The 18,441-nt window shown below is 35.4% G+C and carries 17 protein-coding genes, 1 other RNA gene and 1 pseudogene; 7 read left to right on the plus strand and 12 right to left on the minus strand.

The features are described from left to right. Positions 1 to 183 precede the first annotated feature (183 nt). Complete coding sequence (locus tag H0S70_RS09355) at positions 184 to 3,216, minus strand: leucine--tRNA ligase (RefSeq protein WP_188320599.1); 3,033 nt, start codon at positions 3,214 to 3,216, stop codon at positions 184 to 186. Between the two features lie 97 nt (positions 3,217 to 3,313). On the opposite strand from H0S70_RS09355, the gene H0S70_RS09360 reads away from it, so the two are divergent. Beyond that, positions 3,314 to 4,066 (plus strand): glycosyltransferase family 2 protein, encoded by a 753-nt coding sequence (locus tag H0S70_RS09360; protein WP_188322221.1) that lies wholly within the window; start codon positions 3,314 to 3,316, stop codon positions 4,064 to 4,066. After that, on the plus strand, positions 4,066 to 4,692 hold the full coding sequence (locus tag H0S70_RS09365) for a deoxyuridine 5'-triphosphate nucleotidohydrolase (RefSeq protein WP_123248847.1): 627 nt from the start codon (positions 4,066 to 4,068) through the stop codon (positions 4,690 to 4,692). The genes H0S70_RS09360 and H0S70_RS09365 overlap by 1 nt, the downstream gene beginning before the upstream one ends. On the opposite strand, the gene H0S70_RS09370 is transcribed toward H0S70_RS09365, so the two are convergent. The 5 genes from H0S70_RS09370 to H0S70_RS09390 all read right to left on the minus strand — a co-directional run bounded on the left by H0S70_RS09370 (position 4,684) and on the right by H0S70_RS09390 (position 8,960). Next, on the minus strand, positions 4,684 to 5,919 hold the full coding sequence (locus tag H0S70_RS09370; RefSeq protein WP_123248846.1) for a 3-deoxy-D-manno-octulosonic acid transferase: 1,236 nt from the start codon (positions 5,917 to 5,919) through the stop codon (positions 4,684 to 4,686). The genes H0S70_RS09365 and H0S70_RS09370 overlap by 9 nt on opposite strands. A 195-nt stretch (positions 5,920 to 6,114) precedes the next feature. Beyond that, a complete protein-coding gene (locus H0S70_RS09375) occupies positions 6,115 to 6,828 on the minus strand; it encodes a C40 family peptidase (RefSeq protein WP_188320600.1) in 714 nt (237 codons plus the stop codon). 93 nt (positions 6,829 to 6,921) lie between these two features. Beyond that, entirely contained in the window at positions 6,922 to 7,305 is a 384-nt protein-coding gene (locus tag H0S70_RS09380; RefSeq protein WP_123248844.1) for a GxxExxY protein, read from the minus strand. Between the two features lie 55 nt (positions 7,306 to 7,360). Then, positions 7,361 to 8,008, minus strand: coding sequence for an O-methyltransferase (locus tag H0S70_RS09385; RefSeq protein WP_188320601.1), 648 nt, complete (start codon positions 8,006 to 8,008; stop codon positions 7,361 to 7,363). A 115-nt stretch (positions 8,009 to 8,123) separates the two neighbouring features. Then, a complete protein-coding gene (locus tag H0S70_RS09390) occupies positions 8,124 to 8,960 on the minus strand; it encodes an OmpA family protein (protein WP_188320602.1) in 837 nt (278 codons plus the stop codon). 78 nt (positions 8,961 to 9,038) lie between these two features. On the opposite strand from H0S70_RS09390, the gene tilS reads away from it, so the two are divergent. Together tilS and H0S70_RS09400 are read left to right on the plus strand one after the other, a co-directional pair. Beyond that, complete coding sequence (tilS, locus tag H0S70_RS09395; protein WP_188320603.1) at positions 9,039 to 10,343, plus strand: tRNA lysidine(34) synthetase TilS; 1,305 nt, start codon at positions 9,039 to 9,041, stop codon at positions 10,341 to 10,343. Between the two features lie 33 nt (positions 10,344 to 10,376). Continuing rightward, positions 10,377 to 12,458, plus strand: a complete 2,082-nt coding sequence (locus H0S70_RS09400; RefSeq protein ID WP_188320604.1) for a protein-disulfide reductase DsbD family protein — start codon at positions 10,377 to 10,379, stop codon at positions 12,456 to 12,458. Between the two features lie 69 nt (positions 12,459 to 12,527). Here H0S70_RS09400 and H0S70_RS09405 read toward each other — a convergent pair whose 3' ends face one another. Further along, a complete protein-coding gene (locus H0S70_RS09405) occupies positions 12,528 to 13,037 on the minus strand; it encodes a hypothetical protein (RefSeq protein ID WP_188320605.1) in 510 nt (169 codons plus the stop codon). 282 nt (positions 13,038 to 13,319) lie between these two features. On the opposite strand from H0S70_RS09405, the gene H0S70_RS09410 reads away from it, so the two are divergent. Together H0S70_RS09410 and H0S70_RS09415 are read left to right on the plus strand one after the other, a co-directional pair. Continuing rightward, positions 13,320 to 13,541: a PspC family transcriptional regulator gene (locus tag H0S70_RS09410; RefSeq protein WP_188320606.1), complete on the plus strand. Its 222-nt coding sequence runs from the start codon at positions 13,320 to 13,322 to the stop codon at positions 13,539 to 13,541. A 25-nt stretch (positions 13,542 to 13,566) separates the two neighbouring features. After that, positions 13,567 to 14,085 (plus strand): GNAT family N-acetyltransferase, encoded by a 519-nt coding sequence (locus H0S70_RS09415; protein ID WP_188320607.1) that lies wholly within the window; start codon positions 13,567 to 13,569, stop codon positions 14,083 to 14,085. A 3-nt stretch (positions 14,086 to 14,088) separates the two neighbouring features. On the opposite strand, the gene H0S70_RS09420 is transcribed toward H0S70_RS09415, so the two are convergent. The 3 genes from H0S70_RS09420 to H0S70_RS09430 form a co-directional block, all read right to left on the minus strand. Continuing rightward, positions 14,089 to 14,820: an SIMPL domain-containing protein gene (locus H0S70_RS09420; protein WP_188320608.1), complete on the minus strand. Its 732-nt coding sequence runs from the start codon at positions 14,818 to 14,820 to the stop codon at positions 14,089 to 14,091. 100 nt (positions 14,821 to 14,920) lie between these two features. After that, the gene (locus H0S70_RS09425) at positions 14,921 to 15,697 is read right to left on the minus strand and encodes a peptidase associated/transthyretin-like domain-containing protein (protein WP_188320609.1); all 777 of its coding nucleotides are present in this window, start codon (positions 15,695 to 15,697) and stop codon (positions 14,921 to 14,923) included. Then, positions 15,697 to 16,506 carry a hypothetical protein gene (locus tag H0S70_RS09430; RefSeq protein ID WP_188320610.1) on the minus strand — a complete coding sequence of 270 codons (810 nt, stop codon included), beginning with the start codon at positions 16,504 to 16,506 and terminating at the stop codon, positions 15,697 to 15,699. Before H0S70_RS09430 ends, H0S70_RS09425 begins: the two co-directional genes overlap by 1 nt. Positions 16,507 to 16,860: 354 nt before the next feature. Between H0S70_RS09430 and ssrA the strand changes: the two genes are divergently transcribed. Then, positions 16,861 to 17,260: a transfer-messenger RNA gene (ssrA, locus tag H0S70_RS09435) on the plus strand. A 356-nt stretch (positions 17,261 to 17,616) separates the two neighbouring features. Here the strand turns inward: ssrA and H0S70_RS09440 are convergent. Then, entirely contained in the window at positions 17,617 to 18,147 is a 531-nt protein-coding gene (locus H0S70_RS09440; protein WP_188320611.1) for a hypothetical protein, read from the minus strand. A gap of 77 nt (positions 18,148 to 18,224) precedes the next feature. Next, a pseudogene (locus H0S70_RS09445) lies at positions 18,225 to 18,401 on the minus strand (IS256 family transposase); the annotation flags it as partial. Between the last annotated feature and the right edge of the window lie 40 nt (positions 18,402 to 18,441).

Consider the following 18,441-nt stretch of genomic DNA (forward strand, 5'->3'; position numbering starts at 1 on the left):
AGGATTTACCCTCATTAAAATTATTTTTTTTGTAGGTTAACAATCATTAACATTGCATTATTTGTAATTTTTATACCAAATTTTGCTGATATTTTTCAATTTTAAAAGTACAATTAAAAATTAACAAGATTTCAACCTTTTTTTTTACGATTGTTCCATGTGTTTTTTTTTACAACTTTTCAATTACAGAACAATATTAATGATTTTTTTTGGTACGATAATTATCTTTTTTGGATTATTTCCAGCCAATTGTTGCAAAACGCGTTCATCTTTCAAAGCCAATTCTTCAATTTGTGGTGCTGATAAATCTGCAGGCAAAGTCAATTTGAACCTCATCTTCCCATTAAAACTCACCGGATACTCGATCTCATCTTCTACCAAGTATTTTTCTTCAAATTCCGGGAATTTCTCGAACTCAATTGAATTTTTATGCCCCAATCCTTGCCAAAGTTCTTCAGAAATGTGCGGTGCATAAGGCGAAACAACGATCGCGAGTGCTTCTAGAATTTTTCTTTTATTGGTTTTAAGTTTTTGGAACTCATTTACCGCAATCATAAATGACGAAACCGAAGTATTGAAAGAGAACTGATTAATATCGGAAATTACTTTCTTTATTAAGGTATGAAGTACTTTATATTCTTCTTTCGTCGGCTCTTCATCCGAAACCTCGAAAACATCTCCATTATAATATAAGTTATAGAATTTCTTCAAAAATCCGTAAACTCCGCTCAAACCTTGTGTATTCCATGGTTTTGATTGTTCTAAAGGTCCAAGGAACATTTCGTACAAACGCAAACAATCCGCTCCGTATTCTTCACAAATATCATCTGGATTGACAACGTTGTATTTAGACTTGGACATTTTTTCAACCTCCCTTTCGGTGATGTATTTTCCGTCTTCTAAAATAAATTCAGCATCTTTATATTCTGCTCTCCAATTTTTAAAAGCTTCAGTATCTAATTCGTCTGTTGCTCCTTTTAATAAAGAGACATCAACGTGGATTTTATTTAAATTTACATCAAATGCATAAATTAACTTTTCAATGTCTGCATTTTGAAAAAATTGTCTTAGTATATGTTCACGAATAATTCTAAATACAGAAGAATAGTACGTTTTATCATCTTTATAATTGGAAATAAAATCTTTAGGAATAAGATTAGTTGAAATAAAAAGCTTACTATTCTTTTTTAGAATTTCATCAATAAGTCTATTTTCCTCTTCATTAAAAACAACATTCTCTAATTTATTAACCAAACCTTCTCTATAATCGGTAATGCCAATTCTATAGACAAAAGCACTCATTCCCAAAATCATTCCTTGATTAATCAATTTTTGGAAAGGTTCATTTTGGTTAATGTAACCTCTGTCTTTCAAAAACATATTCCAAAAACGGGAATACAGCAAGTGACCAGTTGCGTGCTCGCTTCCGCCAATGTATAAATCTACTTGTCCCCAATAATCTGATAAATCTTTTGCACAGAATTCTTCGTCATTTTTCGGATCCATATATCTCAGGAAATACCAAGAACTTCCTGCCCAACCCGGCATCGTAGAAAGTTCAATCGGGAAAACGGTTTTTTCATCAATTAAATCAACAGAAACTACTTTTTGATTCTCTTCATCCCAAGCGAAATTTTTCGCATTTCCTAATGGTGGATCGCCGTCTTCTGTTGGTAAATATTTCTCCACTTCCGGCAATTCCAAAGGCAATGCAGAAACCGGCAAAGTGTAAGGCATTCCTTCTTTATAATACACAGGAACTGGTTCTCCCCAATATCTTTGACGAGAGAAAATCGCATCACGTTGTCTGTAATTAGTAGTACCGTGACCGATTCCTAATTTTTCGATTTCTGAAATTATTTTTGCTTTCGCATCATTATAATTCAGTCCGTTTAAAAATTCAGAATTGATGCAAACCGAATCTTTAGAATCATAGGATTCTTCTTGAACATCTTTATCATTTTCGATGACATTAATGATTTCCAAACCAAATTTTTTCGCAAAACGGTGATCGCGCTCATCATGCGCAGGAACCGCCATTACAGCACCCGTTCCATAACCCATCAACACGTAATCTGAAATATAAATCGGAATATTTTTCCCTGTAAAAGGATTTACCGCATAACTTCCTGTGAACGCTCCGGAAACGTTTTTTACGTCTGCCATTCTATCACGTTCCGTTTTTTTAGAAGTTTCTTCGATGTAATTTTCAACATCAGATTTCTGTTCAGCGGTTGTTAATTTCTCTACTAAAGGATTTTCTGGTGCTAAAACCATAAATGTAGCCCCGAAAATAGTATCAGGACGAGTTGTGAAAACTTCAATCTGTTCTTCCATTCCAGAAACATTGAATTTCACCGCCGCTCCTTGAGATTTTCCAATCCAATATTCCTGAGAATCCTTCAACGGTTGTGGCCAATCTAAAGTTTTTAAACCATTTAACAATCTTTCAGAATAAGCAGTAATTCTCATGCTCCATTGCATCATTTTTTTCTGAAAAACAGGATAACCACCACGTTCAGATTTCCCATCTTTTACCTCATCATTCGCAAGAACAGTTCCCAAAGCTGGACACCAGTTTACTGTAGTTTCGGCTCTATAAGCCAATCTGTAGTTGAGTAAAATATCTTGTTTTTCGTTTTCATCGGCTGAGTTCCATTCTTCTGCGGTGAAATTTAATTCATCACTTTGAATGGCATTTAAATTTTCTGTTCCAAATTTTGAAAAATGTTCAACCAAAGTTTTGATAGATTCCGCTCTATCCGCAGATTTATTGTACCAAGAATGAAATAATTCTATAAAAATCCATTGTGTCCATTTATAATAAGATGCATCTGAAGTTCTCACCTCGCGGCTCCAATCGAAAGAGAACCCTATTTTTCTTAATTGTTCTTCGTAGCGGTTAATGTTTTGCTCGGTAGTAATCGCCGGATGTTGCCCTGTTTGAATAGCATATTGTTCCGCTGGCAAACCAAAAGAATCATAACCGATTGGATGCAAAACATTAAAACCTTGATGTCTTTTGAATCTTGCATAAATATCGGAGGCGATGTAACCTAGCGGATGACCAACATGTAAACCCGCTCCAGAAGGATAAGGGAACATATCTAAGACATAAAATTTCGGTTTATCCGTTTTGTTATCGGTTTTGTAGGTTTGATTTTCTTCCCAGAATTTCTGCCACTTTTTTTCTATGAATTGATGGTCGTAAAACATGTTCTAATTTTAAATAAGTCACAAATTTAAGATTTTACAATGGATTTTAAATCAAACTAATAATTGTAAATTTGTGAAAACTTTAGATAAAAATTCGATGCCCGAAGTTTCCATCATCACGCCCGTCTATAATTCATCAAAATTTTTAGCCCAAACTATCGAATCGGTATTTGCACAAACTTTCACCGATTGGGAGTGGCTGATTACGGACGATCAATCTACAGACGATTCTGTGAAGATGATTCAGGAACTCAATGACCATCGGATAAAACTCACAATTTCCGAGAAAAATGGTGGCGCTGGACATGCCCGGAATTTATCTTTAGAAAAAGCCACCGGAAGATTCATCACTTTTTTAGATGCCGATGATTACTGGGAACCGAATTTCCTTGAAGAAATGGTCGCTTTTATGAAAAAAGAAAATGCAGAACTCGCCTACTCCAATTACGCGAGATGCGACGAAAATCTGAGCCCAAAAATCGAAGATTTCAAAGCTGATAAAGAAGTAACTTTCGGCAATTTATTGAAAACCTGCAGACTTTCTTTATTAAGTTCCATGTATGATTCTCAAAGAGTTGGAATCGAATTTTTCCCGGAAGGAAGCAAGCGCGAAGATCATGTAATGTGGTTGAATTTGCTCAAGAAAATCTCCGTTGGGAAACCGCTTCCCAAAACGATGGCGAAATACCGAATGCACGCAACCAGCATTTCCCGAAAAAAAACAAACATCATGAAAGACCAATATTTGGTATACAAAGACTTCATGAAATTTTCAACCGCAAAATCATTGTATTACACTGCCAATTGGGCTTTGAACGGATTTATGAAATACTCAAAACTTTTTAATTAATGGAATATTCAAAAGAATTCAAACAGGCTTTAAGCGAATTTTCGTCGATAGAAAAAGATCGATTGATTTTCCGTTTGTTGAAAAAGGACAAATTACTCTCGAAGAAACTCTATTTTGAACTGATTGATCCCGAAACGACCGATCAAAAAAGAGATCAAATGGAAGAAAATATTCGTGAAAAAACCATGTTGGCCGCAAAATACATTGCAAATCCGAAATATTACCTGGTGATCATCCGAAGAATCAGCGCTGAAATTACCGAACATGTGAAAGTAACGACCGACAAATTCGGCGAGGTTTATCTGAATCTTTTTTTGGTTCATGAAATCTTGGAAAACAATGATTCTTTTGCGAAGCAAAGATTCGACAACGTCTATAAACTCTACATTTATTTAATCAATAAAATTGTTCGCGCTTTATTGCTTATCAAGAAAATTGATGAAGATTATTGGATGGAATTTGATGAGATTTTAGGAAAAATCGACGATAAAGTTCATGAAAACAGATATTTGGAGAAATTATTCATCAATAACGGGATAGATTTCAATTGGTTGCAATCTGAAAACCTTCCGGAAAACTTAGATTTAATCATAAAAAACATTAAAAACCAAGGATTTTTACGATAAAATTTTCTTCAAAATAATATCCGAAGCATTCGGTTGCGAATCGATGAAATTTCTAGCATTTTCGCTCATTTTTTTCATGGATTCCTCATCATTTAAAAGGTTTAGAATATAAGGCGCTGCGAAAAATTCATCCTCAAAGGATTTGCCTCCGTGTTGCGCAATCAGCTCATCTGCTTCCGGATTTTTCTGGTAATGATCACCAAAAAGAACTGGAATTCCAAATGTTGCTGCCTCTAAAATATTATGAAGTCCTTTGGAATGAAAACCACCGCCAACAACCGCCAGATCACCATAAGAATATAGTTTGGAAAGCAAGCCAATGCAATCGATAATAAGAACTTGGGAATTGGACGAATTAAAAACCTGCGAATTCGTCAATTGCGAATAGAGCATCGCACTGGGGAAAATCTCCTTCAAATTGGCAACTCTTTTCAAATCATGTGGCGCAATAATCATTTTCAAATCCCGATTTTTCGAGGCGACAATTTCAGCTAATCGTTCCTCGGATTCCCACGAACTTCCGAAAACGATGGTCTTTTTATTTTGTTTAAATTCGTCGATATATTCCACAAAATTATCTCTTTCTCTCAACTTTTTTACGCGGTCAAATCTCGTATCTCCTGCGGTAGAAGAGTTCGAAAGGCCAATGCTTTTCGCCAAAGCAGTTGAATGTGTGGTTTGATGAAAAAACCAATTTACATTCTTCGAAAGTTGGTCCACAAACCAGTTCCCGTACGCTTTGAAAAAAACCTGAGTTTCATAAAAAAGTGCGGAAACGACATAAATTTTAGCGCCTTTCTGTTTTAAATTGGCCAACAGATTATACCAATAATCATATTTTACAGTGAAAAAAATATCGGTTTTAAAATGAGAAGTAAATTCGTCTATCCAGATTTTTTTATCGAACGGCAAATAGCAGATCGCATCGGCAATGGTGTTTTTATGAATCACATTTTCGTATCCGGAAGGTGAAAAAAAAGTAATGAGAATTTTGTGATGAGGAAGTTTTTCTTTCAATTTTTCCAAAACAGGAAGTCCTTGTTCATATTCGCCCAAACTCGCTGCGTGCATCCAAATCACTTGATCTTCGGCTGAAAATTTCGATTTCACGGTATCGCAAGATTGCCTTCTTCCAGCCAAACCTTTTTTTAATTTATAATTAAAAATCGCCCCGATTTTCATCGAGAAAATCAGCAAGGAGACGAATATGTTGTAGATGAATTTCATTAATAATGCAATTTAAACCGCAAAAGTTGCAAAAGTTTTTTTGTTTCTCTGAAGTTATTCAAAAGATAAAAAAATAAAATGGAAAAACTTATTTTCATTTCAGAATGATCAAATTATCAGCGTTTTGCAAAATGCGACTTTAACAATTCTCTACAAAAAACCATGTTCCGAAGTTTCGTTATTTCTAATCTATTTTTATAAAATTCGTTTCACAAACCGCAATTTGTGGGTGTGCTTTGCTAAATCTTTATTGAAAATTCCTGTAGAATCCAGCAAATCGATTCTTACTTTTCCGTAAGCGTGAATAATTTTTTGATCTTCCAACATGATTCCCACATGGGAAATTTTGCCTTCCTGATTTTCAAAAAATGCCAAATCTCCGGGTTCACTTTCTTCCACAAAATCTAAAAAATTTCCCACTTCCGCCTGCTGGTAAGCATCTCTAGGCAGCTGAATTCCGTGAACTTTGAAAAGCAACTGGGTAAATCCGCTGCAATCAATCCCGAAAAAACTTCGTCCGCTCCACAAATATGGGACATTTAAAAAGCGTTGCGCGGTTTCAGAAAGTGATTTCCCGGTTGCTTCCCGCAAAGTTTGTTCTTCATCAGAAACTATTTCACTTCCTATGGAAAGCAGGATTTTACCTTTCTTAAAATTAAAAAATTTAAAATCTTCAGTAAGAATTTGCGCGGTTTTTTGGGCAAAATCTTCCTCGGAAATCTTGGAAATTTGCTTTGCATCAATCCAACCTTCGTAGCCATCAAAAACCATTTTTATTTTTGAAAAACTTCCGTTTTCTTCGATAATTTCCACCTTTTCGCCATAGAGAAGTTGGGAAACCATCTCCGACTGATGAGAGTTTTCTGCCCGAAGTGGCGCTACCGAAACATTGCAAATTCCTTTTTCCATATATTATTTCTCGCTGGTGAACCGATTTTGCTAATTATTTAATTATGCTAAAAAGTATTATACTCTCGCTGATTAAACTGATTCAGCAGATGATTAGTCTTCAAATTTATATACTACTCTTTTGATCGAATCCAATATATTAACTGTATTAAAATTTACTAAAATTCCTAACCTTTTATCTGCCAATTTCAAGTAGGTAGATAATTGTTTATAATGAATGTCTTCTAAATTCTTTACCGACTTCAATTCAATTATTACTGAATCTTCGACTAAAATATCAATTCTAAAATTACAATCAAAAACAATATCATTATAAACAATAGGAAAAGGAACCTCGTATTTCACTTGTAATCCCAAATCTTCTAGTTCATAAATCAAAACTTTTTGGTATATTGATTCCAATAAACCTGGGCCTAAACCATTATAGACATTAAAAATCGCTTTTCTTATTTGATATGAGATTTCATTTTCAGTCATAATGATACAATTTCAATTAAAAATCTGTAAAATCCCCTCGATCTGCGAGAGTACTCTAAATTTTTCTCATTAAATTCACCCCGTCCCGCAAAGGTAAAATAAGATTTTCAAAATCTTCGTCCTGGGCAACCAAATCATTCAGTTCTTTGATATTTTGCGTAGCTTTCGTCTTCGGATTTTCCTCCAAAACTTTTCCGTACCAAAGTACATTATCAAACATCACCACCGAACCCGATTTCAACTGCGGTTTGATGAGCTTGAAATATTCCACATAATTTTCTTTATCTGCATCGATGAAAACGAGGTCGAAAATTTCATTGGTTTCTTTCAAAAATACTTTCGCATCTTGAATTCTAAAGTCTATTTGCGTTGAATATTCACTTTCATCAAAATACTTTCGAGGCAAATACGCCAGATCTTCGTTCACATCCAAAGTGGTGATTTTTCCATCTTTTGCTAAACCTTCTGCCAAGCATAAAGTCGCATAACCGGTGAAAGTTCCAATTTCTAGAATATTTTTCGGCGAAATCATTTTTGAAATCAAAGAAAGCAATCTACCTTGAAGATATCCCGAAATCATGTGTGGTTGTGTAGTTTTCTGAAAAGTTTCTTTTCGTAACCTTTTCAAAATTTCTGGTTCTGCAGAAGCAGTATCTTCTAAATATCTATCCATTTCTGGATGCAACTCTTCGAAATAACTCATGGATCAATGTGATGATTTTTTACAAAATTACAGAATTTCTAATGATTTTTTGAAAATAAAAAACCTTCAAGGATTTAGAATCCTTGAAGGTTTGGTTCATTGCGAAAAAGCAAATTTATTTTTTTACTGGAGCGATGTCCATTAGTTTCATGAATTCATCTAGCTTAGGCATGATGATAATTTCCGTTCTACGGTTTTCTGCACGTCCAGAAACTGAAGCATTGGTCGTTTTAGGATTATACTCGCTTCTACCTCCTGCTGTGATTCTGCTAGGATTTACGCCAAATTGTTTTTGTAAAATTTTCGCAACAGAAGTAGCTCTAAGCGCTGATAAATCCCAGTTGTCTTTTGGTAAATTAGCACTTGCTAAAGGAACGTTATCTGTATTTCCTTCTATGAGAACGCTGTAAGTGTCATAATCATTAATCACTTTAGCCACTTTTCCTAGAACTTCATGAGCAGCTGGTAAAATGTTATAATCTCCTGTTTTATAAAGCATTTTGTCAGAAAGTGAAATCATCACTACTCCTTTTAGAACTTTTACATCTACATCTGAATCTGCTACATTATCTAAACTTCTTTTCAATTTATTAGATAAAGCTAAATTTAAACTGTCATTTTTAGAATTGGTAGAAATCAAACGCTTAATGTAAGAGTTAGAAGCATTAATCTCTCCAATTAATTTATCAATATTAGCAGAACCTTTTCCTGCGTTTGCCAAACATGCATCCAATGATGTTTTCAACGCATTATTTTGGTCTCTCAACAAATTATTTTCACTCGACAAACCGGAATTGGTCGCTTTCAAATCCTGAATTTCTCTTTGTCGTTCGCCGATATTGGTGATGCATTGATTATAATTTAAATTTAAAGCATCAAATTGCTTTTTGCTTACACACGAAGTGAGCGTAAGTGCCATCATTGCAATGGCTAAAAGGGTTCCTGTTCTCATAAAAATAGATTTATTTAAGCCAAAAATAGAGAATTCGATTGAAACAGAAGAATTATCTTTGCCAAATAATTCTTAAAATTGCTGACCAAAGAAACATTTAATCTCGCGCTCCGAAATCTGCTTCAAAACCCAGAAAGCAGCCATTTTTTGCTTGCTGTAAGCGGTGGCGCAGATTCGATGGCGCTTTTGCAACTGTTCTATTCTTCAAGATTCAAAATTCAAGTAGCGCATGTAAATTATCATTTAAGGGGAAAAGATTCTGATGCTGACCAGCAATTGGTGCAGGATTTTTGCTCGGAAAACAACATTCCGTTTCATCTTTATGAAGTAAGCGACAAAGATCAAAAGCCCGAAAATTCCATCCAGAATTGGGCAAGAAATCTTCGATATGATTTTTTTAGAAAAATTCAAAAAACAGAAAATCTCGATTATTTGGTCACTGCGCATCACCTCAACGATCAGTTGGAAACTTTTCTCATCAACCTTTCAAAAGCTTCTGGAATTCATGGTTTAAGTGGAATTCCTGCTAATGAAAAACAAATTTTGCGACCGCTTTTGAATTTCACAAAAGATGAAATTTACGCTTTTGCCGAAGCCAATAATTTGGAATTTCGGGAAGATGTTTCCAATCAAAAGAATGATTATTTAAGGAATTTTATCCGAAATGAAATTGCACCGAAACTCTTCGAAACCAACGAAAATTTCCTGCAGAATTTTGCTAAAAGTTTAAATTTTCTCAACCAAACCAAACGATTTGTAGAAGAAAAAATTCAGCAAATCGAACGCGAACTGATCTCGGAGAAAGATCATGTTTTATACCTTAACAAAGCGAAATTTGCGGAACAAGACGATCTGACGAAATTTGAAATCCTGAGGAAATTTGGTTTTCAAGATGAAAAAGAAATTGCAAAAATCTTCAATGCAGACAAAGGAAAAACCTTCAATTCCGCAGAATTTCAATTGCTGGTCGATCGCGAGAATTTCGTTTTTATTGAACATACTTCTAACCAAAATTCAACTGAAAATTCAGAAGAAATCATCATCGCAGAAAGTCTTTCAAGCATTAATAATCGTGAAATTTCTCTTTCAAAATGGATCATTAATGAAAACGAAACGCATTGGGTTTATGATGAAGAAAAGCTGATTTTTCCTTTAAAATTAAGAAAGAAAAAAACCGGCGATTTGATTTTCCCAATCGGGATGATAGGCAAAAAGACCGTTTCGAAGTTTTTTAAGGATGAAAAAATTCCTATTTTAGCCCGGCAGAAAATCTGGCTTTTGTGCAATGGAAATGATGAAGTAATGGGAATTCTCCCGCATCGTCAAGACCGAAGATTTTCCGCTAATCAAGATACTAAAAGTACAATAAAAATCAAATTTTAACCTTATTTATCGAGGTTTAAAACAAATGTAAAAATGAAATTCAAAAATTGGCTCGTCCTCATCATTCTTTTCTTTTTCCAGGGAATTTCTGCTCAGATTAAAGATCCTGTGAAATTCAAATACAACATCAATCCGCTTCCCAACGGAGTTTACGAAGCGGTTCTTACCGCAACCATCGAAAAAAACTGGCATATATATTCGAAAGATTTACCGCCGGATTCCGGGATTCCTACGGAAATGAAACTTTCTTCAAAAGAAGGAATTCAATTGATTGGAGGAGTGGTAGAAGTGGGAAAAAAACACGACGAATTTTCGGAAGCGTTCGGCGCGCAAATCGTTTATTTCTCGGATTTGGTGCTTTTTAAGCAAAAATTTAAACTTAAAAATCCTGCAAAACCAGCAACAGTTGCTGCAGAAATTACCTACCAAACCTGCAACGACCGCGTTTGCCTGGCTCCAAATACTTTAGAATTTGAACAGAAAATTTCGGCAACAACAACGCAGAACGCAGTAGCCGAAAATATAACAGAAACTGAAAAAATTAGTGAAAACGCTGTCGCAAAAGATTCCATCATAGAAATTACTGCGCCTGAAAATAAGGTTGCAACTTCTGCATCCACAGTTGCTCCGGAACAAAAAGGACTTAAAGTTTCTTCCTTAGATTTCCAAAATCCTTTGACCGATTGCGGAATGGAAAAACAAGAAAACAACGAAAATTTCTGGACCTATTTGCTTCTTGGATTTTTCGGTGGACTCATCGCATTGCTTACTCCATGCGTATTTCCGATGATTCCGTTGACGGTTTCATTCTTTACGAAAGGTTCAAAAGATCAAGCGAAGGGCAAACGCGATGCTTTTATTTACGGATTTTTCATCCTTCTGATTTTTGTTTTATTGAGCGTTCCTTTCCATATTATTGATGGGATTGCGGGGAATATTTTTAACCAAATTTCGACCAGCGTTTGGTTGAATGTTACGTTCTTCCTGATCTTTATTTTCTTTGCCGGGAGCTTCTTCGGATATTACGATATCACTTTACCGAGTTCCATTGCCAATAAATCTTCGAAAGCGGAAGATGCTGGCGGAATAATCGGAATTTTCTTTATGGCACTCACTTTAGTGATTGTTTCTTTCTCCTGCACAGGACCTATTTTGGGGAGTTTGCTCGGAAGCGCGGTTACAGGATCAGCGAATGTTCCGATGTTGCTCACTTTTGCTTTGGCAGGTTTCGGACTGAGTTGGGCGATCGTTTTCGGACTTTTGGCATTGTTCCCGCAAGCTTTGCAAAGTTTACCCAAATCCGGAGGCTGGATGAACACCGTGAAAGTAGTTTTAGGATTCATTGAACTTGGATTGGCATTGAAATTTTTGTCGAAAGCAGATTTGGTTTCGAAGACCTTCTTCCTGAAAAGAGAATTGTTCATCGTTCTTTGGATTCTTATTACCATCGGTTTAGTATTGTACTTATTTGGTAAAATTAAATTCCCACATGATGACAAAAAGCAAAAAATCTCATTAACCAGAAAAATATTCGGGTTACTAGGAATTGGTTTTATCATCTATTTAATTCAAGGTTTAATTCCTGGCGAAAGACCAAAGCTGCAAATGCTTTCCGGGATTTTGCCTCCGATAAATGTAAGTTATCTTCATAAAGAAGAAGACGGAATTTTGGGAATGCATCCTGAACATGATTATTTCAAAGCCATTGAATTAGCCAAAAAAGAAAATAAACCTGTCCTCATCGATTTCACCGGTTATGGTTGCGAAAATTGCCGAAAAATGGAAGAATTTGTGTGGAGTGAACCCGATATTTTACCGATTCTTCAGAATGATGTGGTTTTAGCTTCGCTGTATGTTGATGATAAAGAAGAATTGCCGGAAAACGAACAAACCAAAATTGATATGGGAAATGGACAAATGAAAAAAATCAAAACTATCGGCGACAAATGGTCGATGTTTCAACAGGTGAATTTCAACAATAATTCACAACCGCATTATGTGTTGGTTTCGCCGGAAGGAAAAGTGATCAACACTCCGGTTTCCGGTTATATGCCGAAAGAAGATTTTAAAAATTTCCTGAACTGCGGAATTGAATTTTTCAAGAAAAACAAATAGAATTCCACTGAAAATAGAAGATGTCCGTACCAGAAAGTGCGGACATTTTTTTATATCTGAAATGCTTAATTAAGGATTTGTTACCGGAACACTGCTGAATCCTATGGAAGTTTTCAGCGAAATATCGGAAGTTGGAGATTGTTTCAAAACATAAACGATTCTTGCCTGAACGGAACCGGATTTCATTAGATTATCTAAAGTTCTTGTTGTGTTTGCATCTAAAGAAAGTGTAGTTCCTACATTGTCGGCAATTGCATCTCTGGAAGCAACCAAAACTTCATTCGCGCCATTGTTTGAAAGATAAACTTGCACCGATTTGAAAACGCCCATACTCGTATCATTACCTACCGACATCGTCACGTTCGATACCCGGATGTCTTTCACATTAGCTCCTGCTCCGGTCAATTGGTTGATACTTTGCGCAGCGGAAACACTCGACAAAGTAGTATTGGCGGGAGATGCTGAAGTAACTACCACTGTTGCGTGGTACGGAAACGTATTTTGTAAGATTGAAGAAACGGTGGAGCAACTTGCTACTGTTGCAGTGGCAACCACGGCTGATAAAAATAGATTTTTCATAATAGTAAATTTAATATGGAGCGTTTCATTCAGAAATTATACCAATGCAAAATTTTAACATAAGATTAACGCAAAACTTTAAAATTTAAAGAATTACCGAACAAAAACAGAAAACTTTCCCGAAGCAATTCCTGAAGCCATATTGCTCTTCCCGATAATGAGCCAGATTTCCCCATTTTCACGGGATTTAAACAAGATGTCAGAATTAAGTTTTCGACGCTAAAGTTTTCGACGCTCTTTCCTAAGTAAAATCCTTATCTTTGGAAGAGAAAACAAAAATAAATGTTTAGCAATCTACGACACAAAATGGAGCGTCAGTGGTTCGGTGTTCTCACCCGAATGGGCGTAAAATTGGGAATTCCGGTTTCTAAACTTCGGGTATTTTTTATCTATTCGACTTTTGCTACTGCCGGAGTTTTTTTTCTGATTTATCTGGGTTTGGCTTTCACTTTGTGGATCAAAGATATGTTTATCACCCGCCGACCAAGCGTTTTCGATTTATAACTTGAAATTTTAAAATGGTATGGTAATGGAATATTTACAGGTTCCCTCTTTTGATGATTTTCGAGCTCAACAGATTTTCCAATCCTATTGCGAAACCTTTCCGGAAGATGAAAGGCGCAGCGAAAAACAATTTCAATCTTTATTTTCTAATCCGAATGTAAAAGTTTTTTCTGTACTGAAAGACCTTAAAAACATAGGTTACCTCATCATTTGGGAACTCAGCAATTCGGTATTTGTAGAGCATTTCGAGATTTTTTCGGAATACCGCAGTTTAAAATATGGTTCAGAAATTATTTCCGATTTATTCAGAGATTATTCCCACATCATCCTCGAAGCAGAACCGGAAACGTTGAACGACGATGCGCAACGCAGAATCGATTTCTATAAAAGAAACGGTTTCAGAATCATTGATGAACAGTACATCCAACCAAGTTATGGTGAAGGAAAATCCCCATTAAACCTTTGGCTATTGGCCAACTGGCAACCCGAAAAAACCGATTGGATCAAAGAGGAAATCTACGATATCGTTTATCGAAAACTTTAGCAATTAATCCACCTCGTACTCGAGTTTAATCGTAATGCTCGCTTCTTTATCTTTGGAAGCCGTGTTGAACGTACCGCCATACGAATATTCTTCAGTAGAATTAGGTGCGGTAATTTGAGTAACGCCCATGGTAGCTTTTTTCAAATTGCCTAAGGAACTCCCTGCATTTTCAGCGATTTTCTCGGCGCGTTGTTTCGCATCTTTGGTGGCATCAGCGATCATTTGTTGCTTCACATCTGCCAATTTGGTGTAAAAATAATTCGGTGGTGAAGAAGTAAACTCAATGCCTAAATTGATGATTTCAGTAATATTTCTGGACAAATTCTCTATTTTAGCAACATTTTTGCTCTCAAGAGAAACCGTTTGAGATAGCTGATATCCCGCAAAAGATTGTTGACTTCTACCATTGACATCAGTAGAATAATTAAATTGTTTCTGAATATCTACCGCTGAAAAAACGATTTCATTCTTCGGAATTCCTTTTGAAATCAAGTAATTTTCAATAATTTTTTTATCATTCGCCAATTCGTCATAAGCTGATTTCAGTTCAAAACTATTTCGTGAGAAATTACCGCTCCACGCGATTAAATCCGAAGTAAATTTTTTCGTTCCCAATCCTGTTACAGAAATGGTGTTTTCGGATTTGTTACGGTTTTTGATGGCGTTTCCTAATAAAGCTAAACCGATGATAAAACCAAGGGTGGCAATCGCAATCGCGATAATGTTTTTGTTCATAAGAAGATAAGTGTGATTTAATTAATAACTTTTTGTTACCGAAATTATTGTATCAAATCTTATTCCAGATTTTATGATTTTCTTAACGTTTTGTTGTGATTTATTTAACTTTTAATCTTTCCAAGTAAATCGGCATCTTTTCTTCCATCAAGAACATTGCTTTCGTTAAGCTTTTAGCTTTTATAGCGGTCACAATTTGTGGATTATCATGAAAAGAGAAAGCTATAAATTCCGAAATTTTCTCTTCTGGAATTCCAGCATTGGTGAAATAATCATCGTCTAAACGTTTTCTAATCCAAAGAATATTGTCTTGCAAATCTTCGTAACGGTATTGAGTTCGCATTCTTCGGGCGTCTCCTGAAATATTTTTATACAAATGATTAAAATTCATCACATTGCTTAAAGCATAGAGCAAAACGCCAACTTGTTTCACCGTTGGTGGCGGAGTTTCACGAGGTTTTTCGGGAGGTTTTGGAACTCCGATTTCGGCATTTAGAATTTCAGCTTTGTCGATTTTTGTTAAATTTCTTGAATCGGTTTCTAAATTTCCAGTTAATTTCACTTGCTCAATTTTCACTTCCTCAATCGCAACAGCAACTCGATAAAGGGTAATGGAAACATAGCGTGGATTTTCATTATTGAACAAAAGCGAAACTCTTTCGTAGCCTTTTCTCACAAATCTTAGCTCGTCTCCAAAATTTCCATTGATGGAAAAATTTCCTTCCAGATCAGAATATGCTTGAAAACCAGTTTTCATGTTCATCACCAAAGTTGCAGGAATTGGATGTTGTTCTTCGTCGGTAATTCTCCCATAAACCGTTTGCTGTGCGGAAATTGAGATTCCAACAAAGGCAAAAATAAAAAGCAACCGAATCATTAAGATCTCACTTTTCTGGTTTTGATGTATTCTTTATAAGCCAATTTCATATCCCAACTTATGGCTATAATGTTGAAATTGTTTCGGTACTTCTTCGCCAAAGAATAAGTTTGGTCTGCATAAATCAGGAATCGGTCGATTTCTTCCTCGTCCCAACCTTGAGAAGTGTAGAAAGTTAAATCCACCGTGTTTTTTATTCTACGATAAAATTCTTGCGTTTCGGCGTAATTGGCGGTTGTTAATTGTTCTCTATTCTTTCCAAATAATTTTGAAACTGTTGAAACAATACTTTCCGTATTTATTCCAATCAAAGTCATTTGTCCGCTTCTTAAATCTCTTGGCGCAAATGCAGATGGCGTGGAAAGTTTCGGAGCAACTTCCGTTAAAGGAGTCATCATATATGAGTTTAATGATGAATTCAACGCAACTACCCTTTTCGGTGGATCTAGGGATTTCACATCTTTTTTCAGATTTCCCGTGGCTTGAAATGCCAATTCGATTTCTTCAATTAAATAAGGCGCTTTGGACAATGTAACATTCAATGGTTTTAAGAAATTTTCGCTCGAAACTTTTTGTACAAATCTTTCGTAAGTATTTTTCAAAACACGAATTTCATCGCCATTTTTGGCTGCTATCATAAAGTTTCCATCTCGGTCGGAAACGATTTTCTCATCCGTTCTCATATTGATAATCACCGCATCGGGAAGTTTGTCACCCAATTCAGTAGCCACTTTCCCAAAAATATATTCCTGAGAAAACAAAAGAGACGAGCAAACTAGCAGAAATAGAAGGAGTAATTTTGGTTTCATTGGCAAATTTTTATTAAAAGTAATTTTTTTTAACTACACTTTTTAAAGTTTAACCTCCGTTAACGCTTTTATGAATTTTTTTAGAAATTTCTCTTCGCTTAAACGTTAAATATTTTGGGAATCCGGGTGATCGGGAAACACTGCTCTCGCGTGAGGGATAGAAGCGGCATCCTTTTTCAGTAGCGGCGGCGGAGCCGTTACTGAAAAAGATAAAGCGGAGAGCCCGGCCTGAAGGAGGAAATGACGCCGCGCCCGCCGAAGGCGGGCGCGGCAAAATGACCGACGGAAGGACACGCCCTATTTTTTTGCAGTTAGGAATAATTTTTGTTTATCTTTGCACTCTTACAAAAAATTGGGGTTGACTGGTTTCGACAGCAAGATCAATGGGTAAGTAAGCATGCAGAGAACCGTAGCGCGATCTCTTTAATCCCTTGCTACACAATTTTAACTGGCGACCAAGAGTTTGCTCTTGCAGCTTAATCTGAATTATAGTAGGATTCAGCGTTTTCCCGAAGTATAGTAAGGAAGCAAGATATCCCGCAGAAGTTCTGTTTCGCGACGTCTGATTCCGGGGTATAGCAATGCGGAAATAAGGTTTTGGAAACTTCGGCCAAAGCACGAAAACTAAAGAAGATAAGTCGTAAATTGGGTGTCTGTGCTCTGTTTACGATCGAAAACCAAACACAGAATAAGCATGTAGAAAGCTTACGTGTTGCTTGTTTGGACGAGGGTTCGAATCCCTCCAACTCCACAGAAAACCCTGTAATCGATTGATTTACAGGGTTTTATATTTTAGGTGCTAATTTAGGTGCTAGTATAAAATAAATCATTTCTTACTATGAAAAGTCTTCAAATCAAAATTCATTCTCTCCTTTAAAGTAAAATCCTTCTATTTACTACCGCATATCTTTTAAGGTTGCCAACACTGTAGAATCCATACAGCAAACATTTAATGCATAATTTAACTCTTACTAATTCATACCAACGAATACTTGAACGAATTTCTCACTGTCATTAAAAATAAATAACCGTTTAGAAATAAATAAGTTGCGGATCTTTTATTTAAATAATCCCGATTTTCTCAATCTTTACTCTTTTAATTATACTTCTTTAAATATCTTTTAATGGATTAATGTCATTATACTCATCTTTATCATAGTTGAATTTAACATTTAAAAACTCTCGTACTGCATTGAAAGGAGGAGTTTGAAATTTACATTCTAAGTTATATCGATGGAGTACAGCTATTAATCCTACTTTAAACTGCATATTAAATTCTTTAGATTCAAATGCATCAATAGGGAAAGATATGTAATTATCTTTTTCATCAATTTTAATATATTTCCAAAACATATTATGGAAGACTTTTTGCAAATTATGATTTGTAGTTTTACCTAAGGTTTCACTTTCAAAAAGACGGATTTTGTAATCCAGTATAAAATTTAAAATATTTGAAATAATTTGCCAGTCTTTCCATCCTTCATCTCTCAAATTATGAATTAAACCTTGGAATTTACCCTCCGATTTTAAATTTTGAAGTGTTATGTGTATTGCCTTTTCAGCATTCTCATATCTGCTCTTAATTGCCTCTAATGATTGTTTCTGATTATAAAGATTGCTAATAGAATCATTCCATTTCATAAAATGATTCTCTTTTGCAAAAGAAAACCCTAAATCTTCTTTTTGATAATTAGATTGTTGATAATCTTGTAAATGGAATTTCCATCCTTGGTCTTTTCATGTTTTTCAGTTTCCAGGTGAGCATCAAGTTCGGCGTTCAGCATGTGCTCCACGGCACTCTTGTGCATTTGTTTGAAGAAGGAGGTTAAGTCTTCTCCACTTTTAAAAGATTTGTAAAATTCTTTGTTGCTTAATAATTCTTCTTTGTCGATCATAACTGTATAAAGGTTTAAAAATAGTAAAAAGTTATTTCCG

It is taken from the genome of Chryseobacterium manosquense, assembly GCF_014623485.1.
Classification (GTDB): domain Bacteria; phylum Bacteroidota; class Bacteroidia; order Flavobacteriales; family Weeksellaceae; genus Kaistella; species Kaistella haifensis.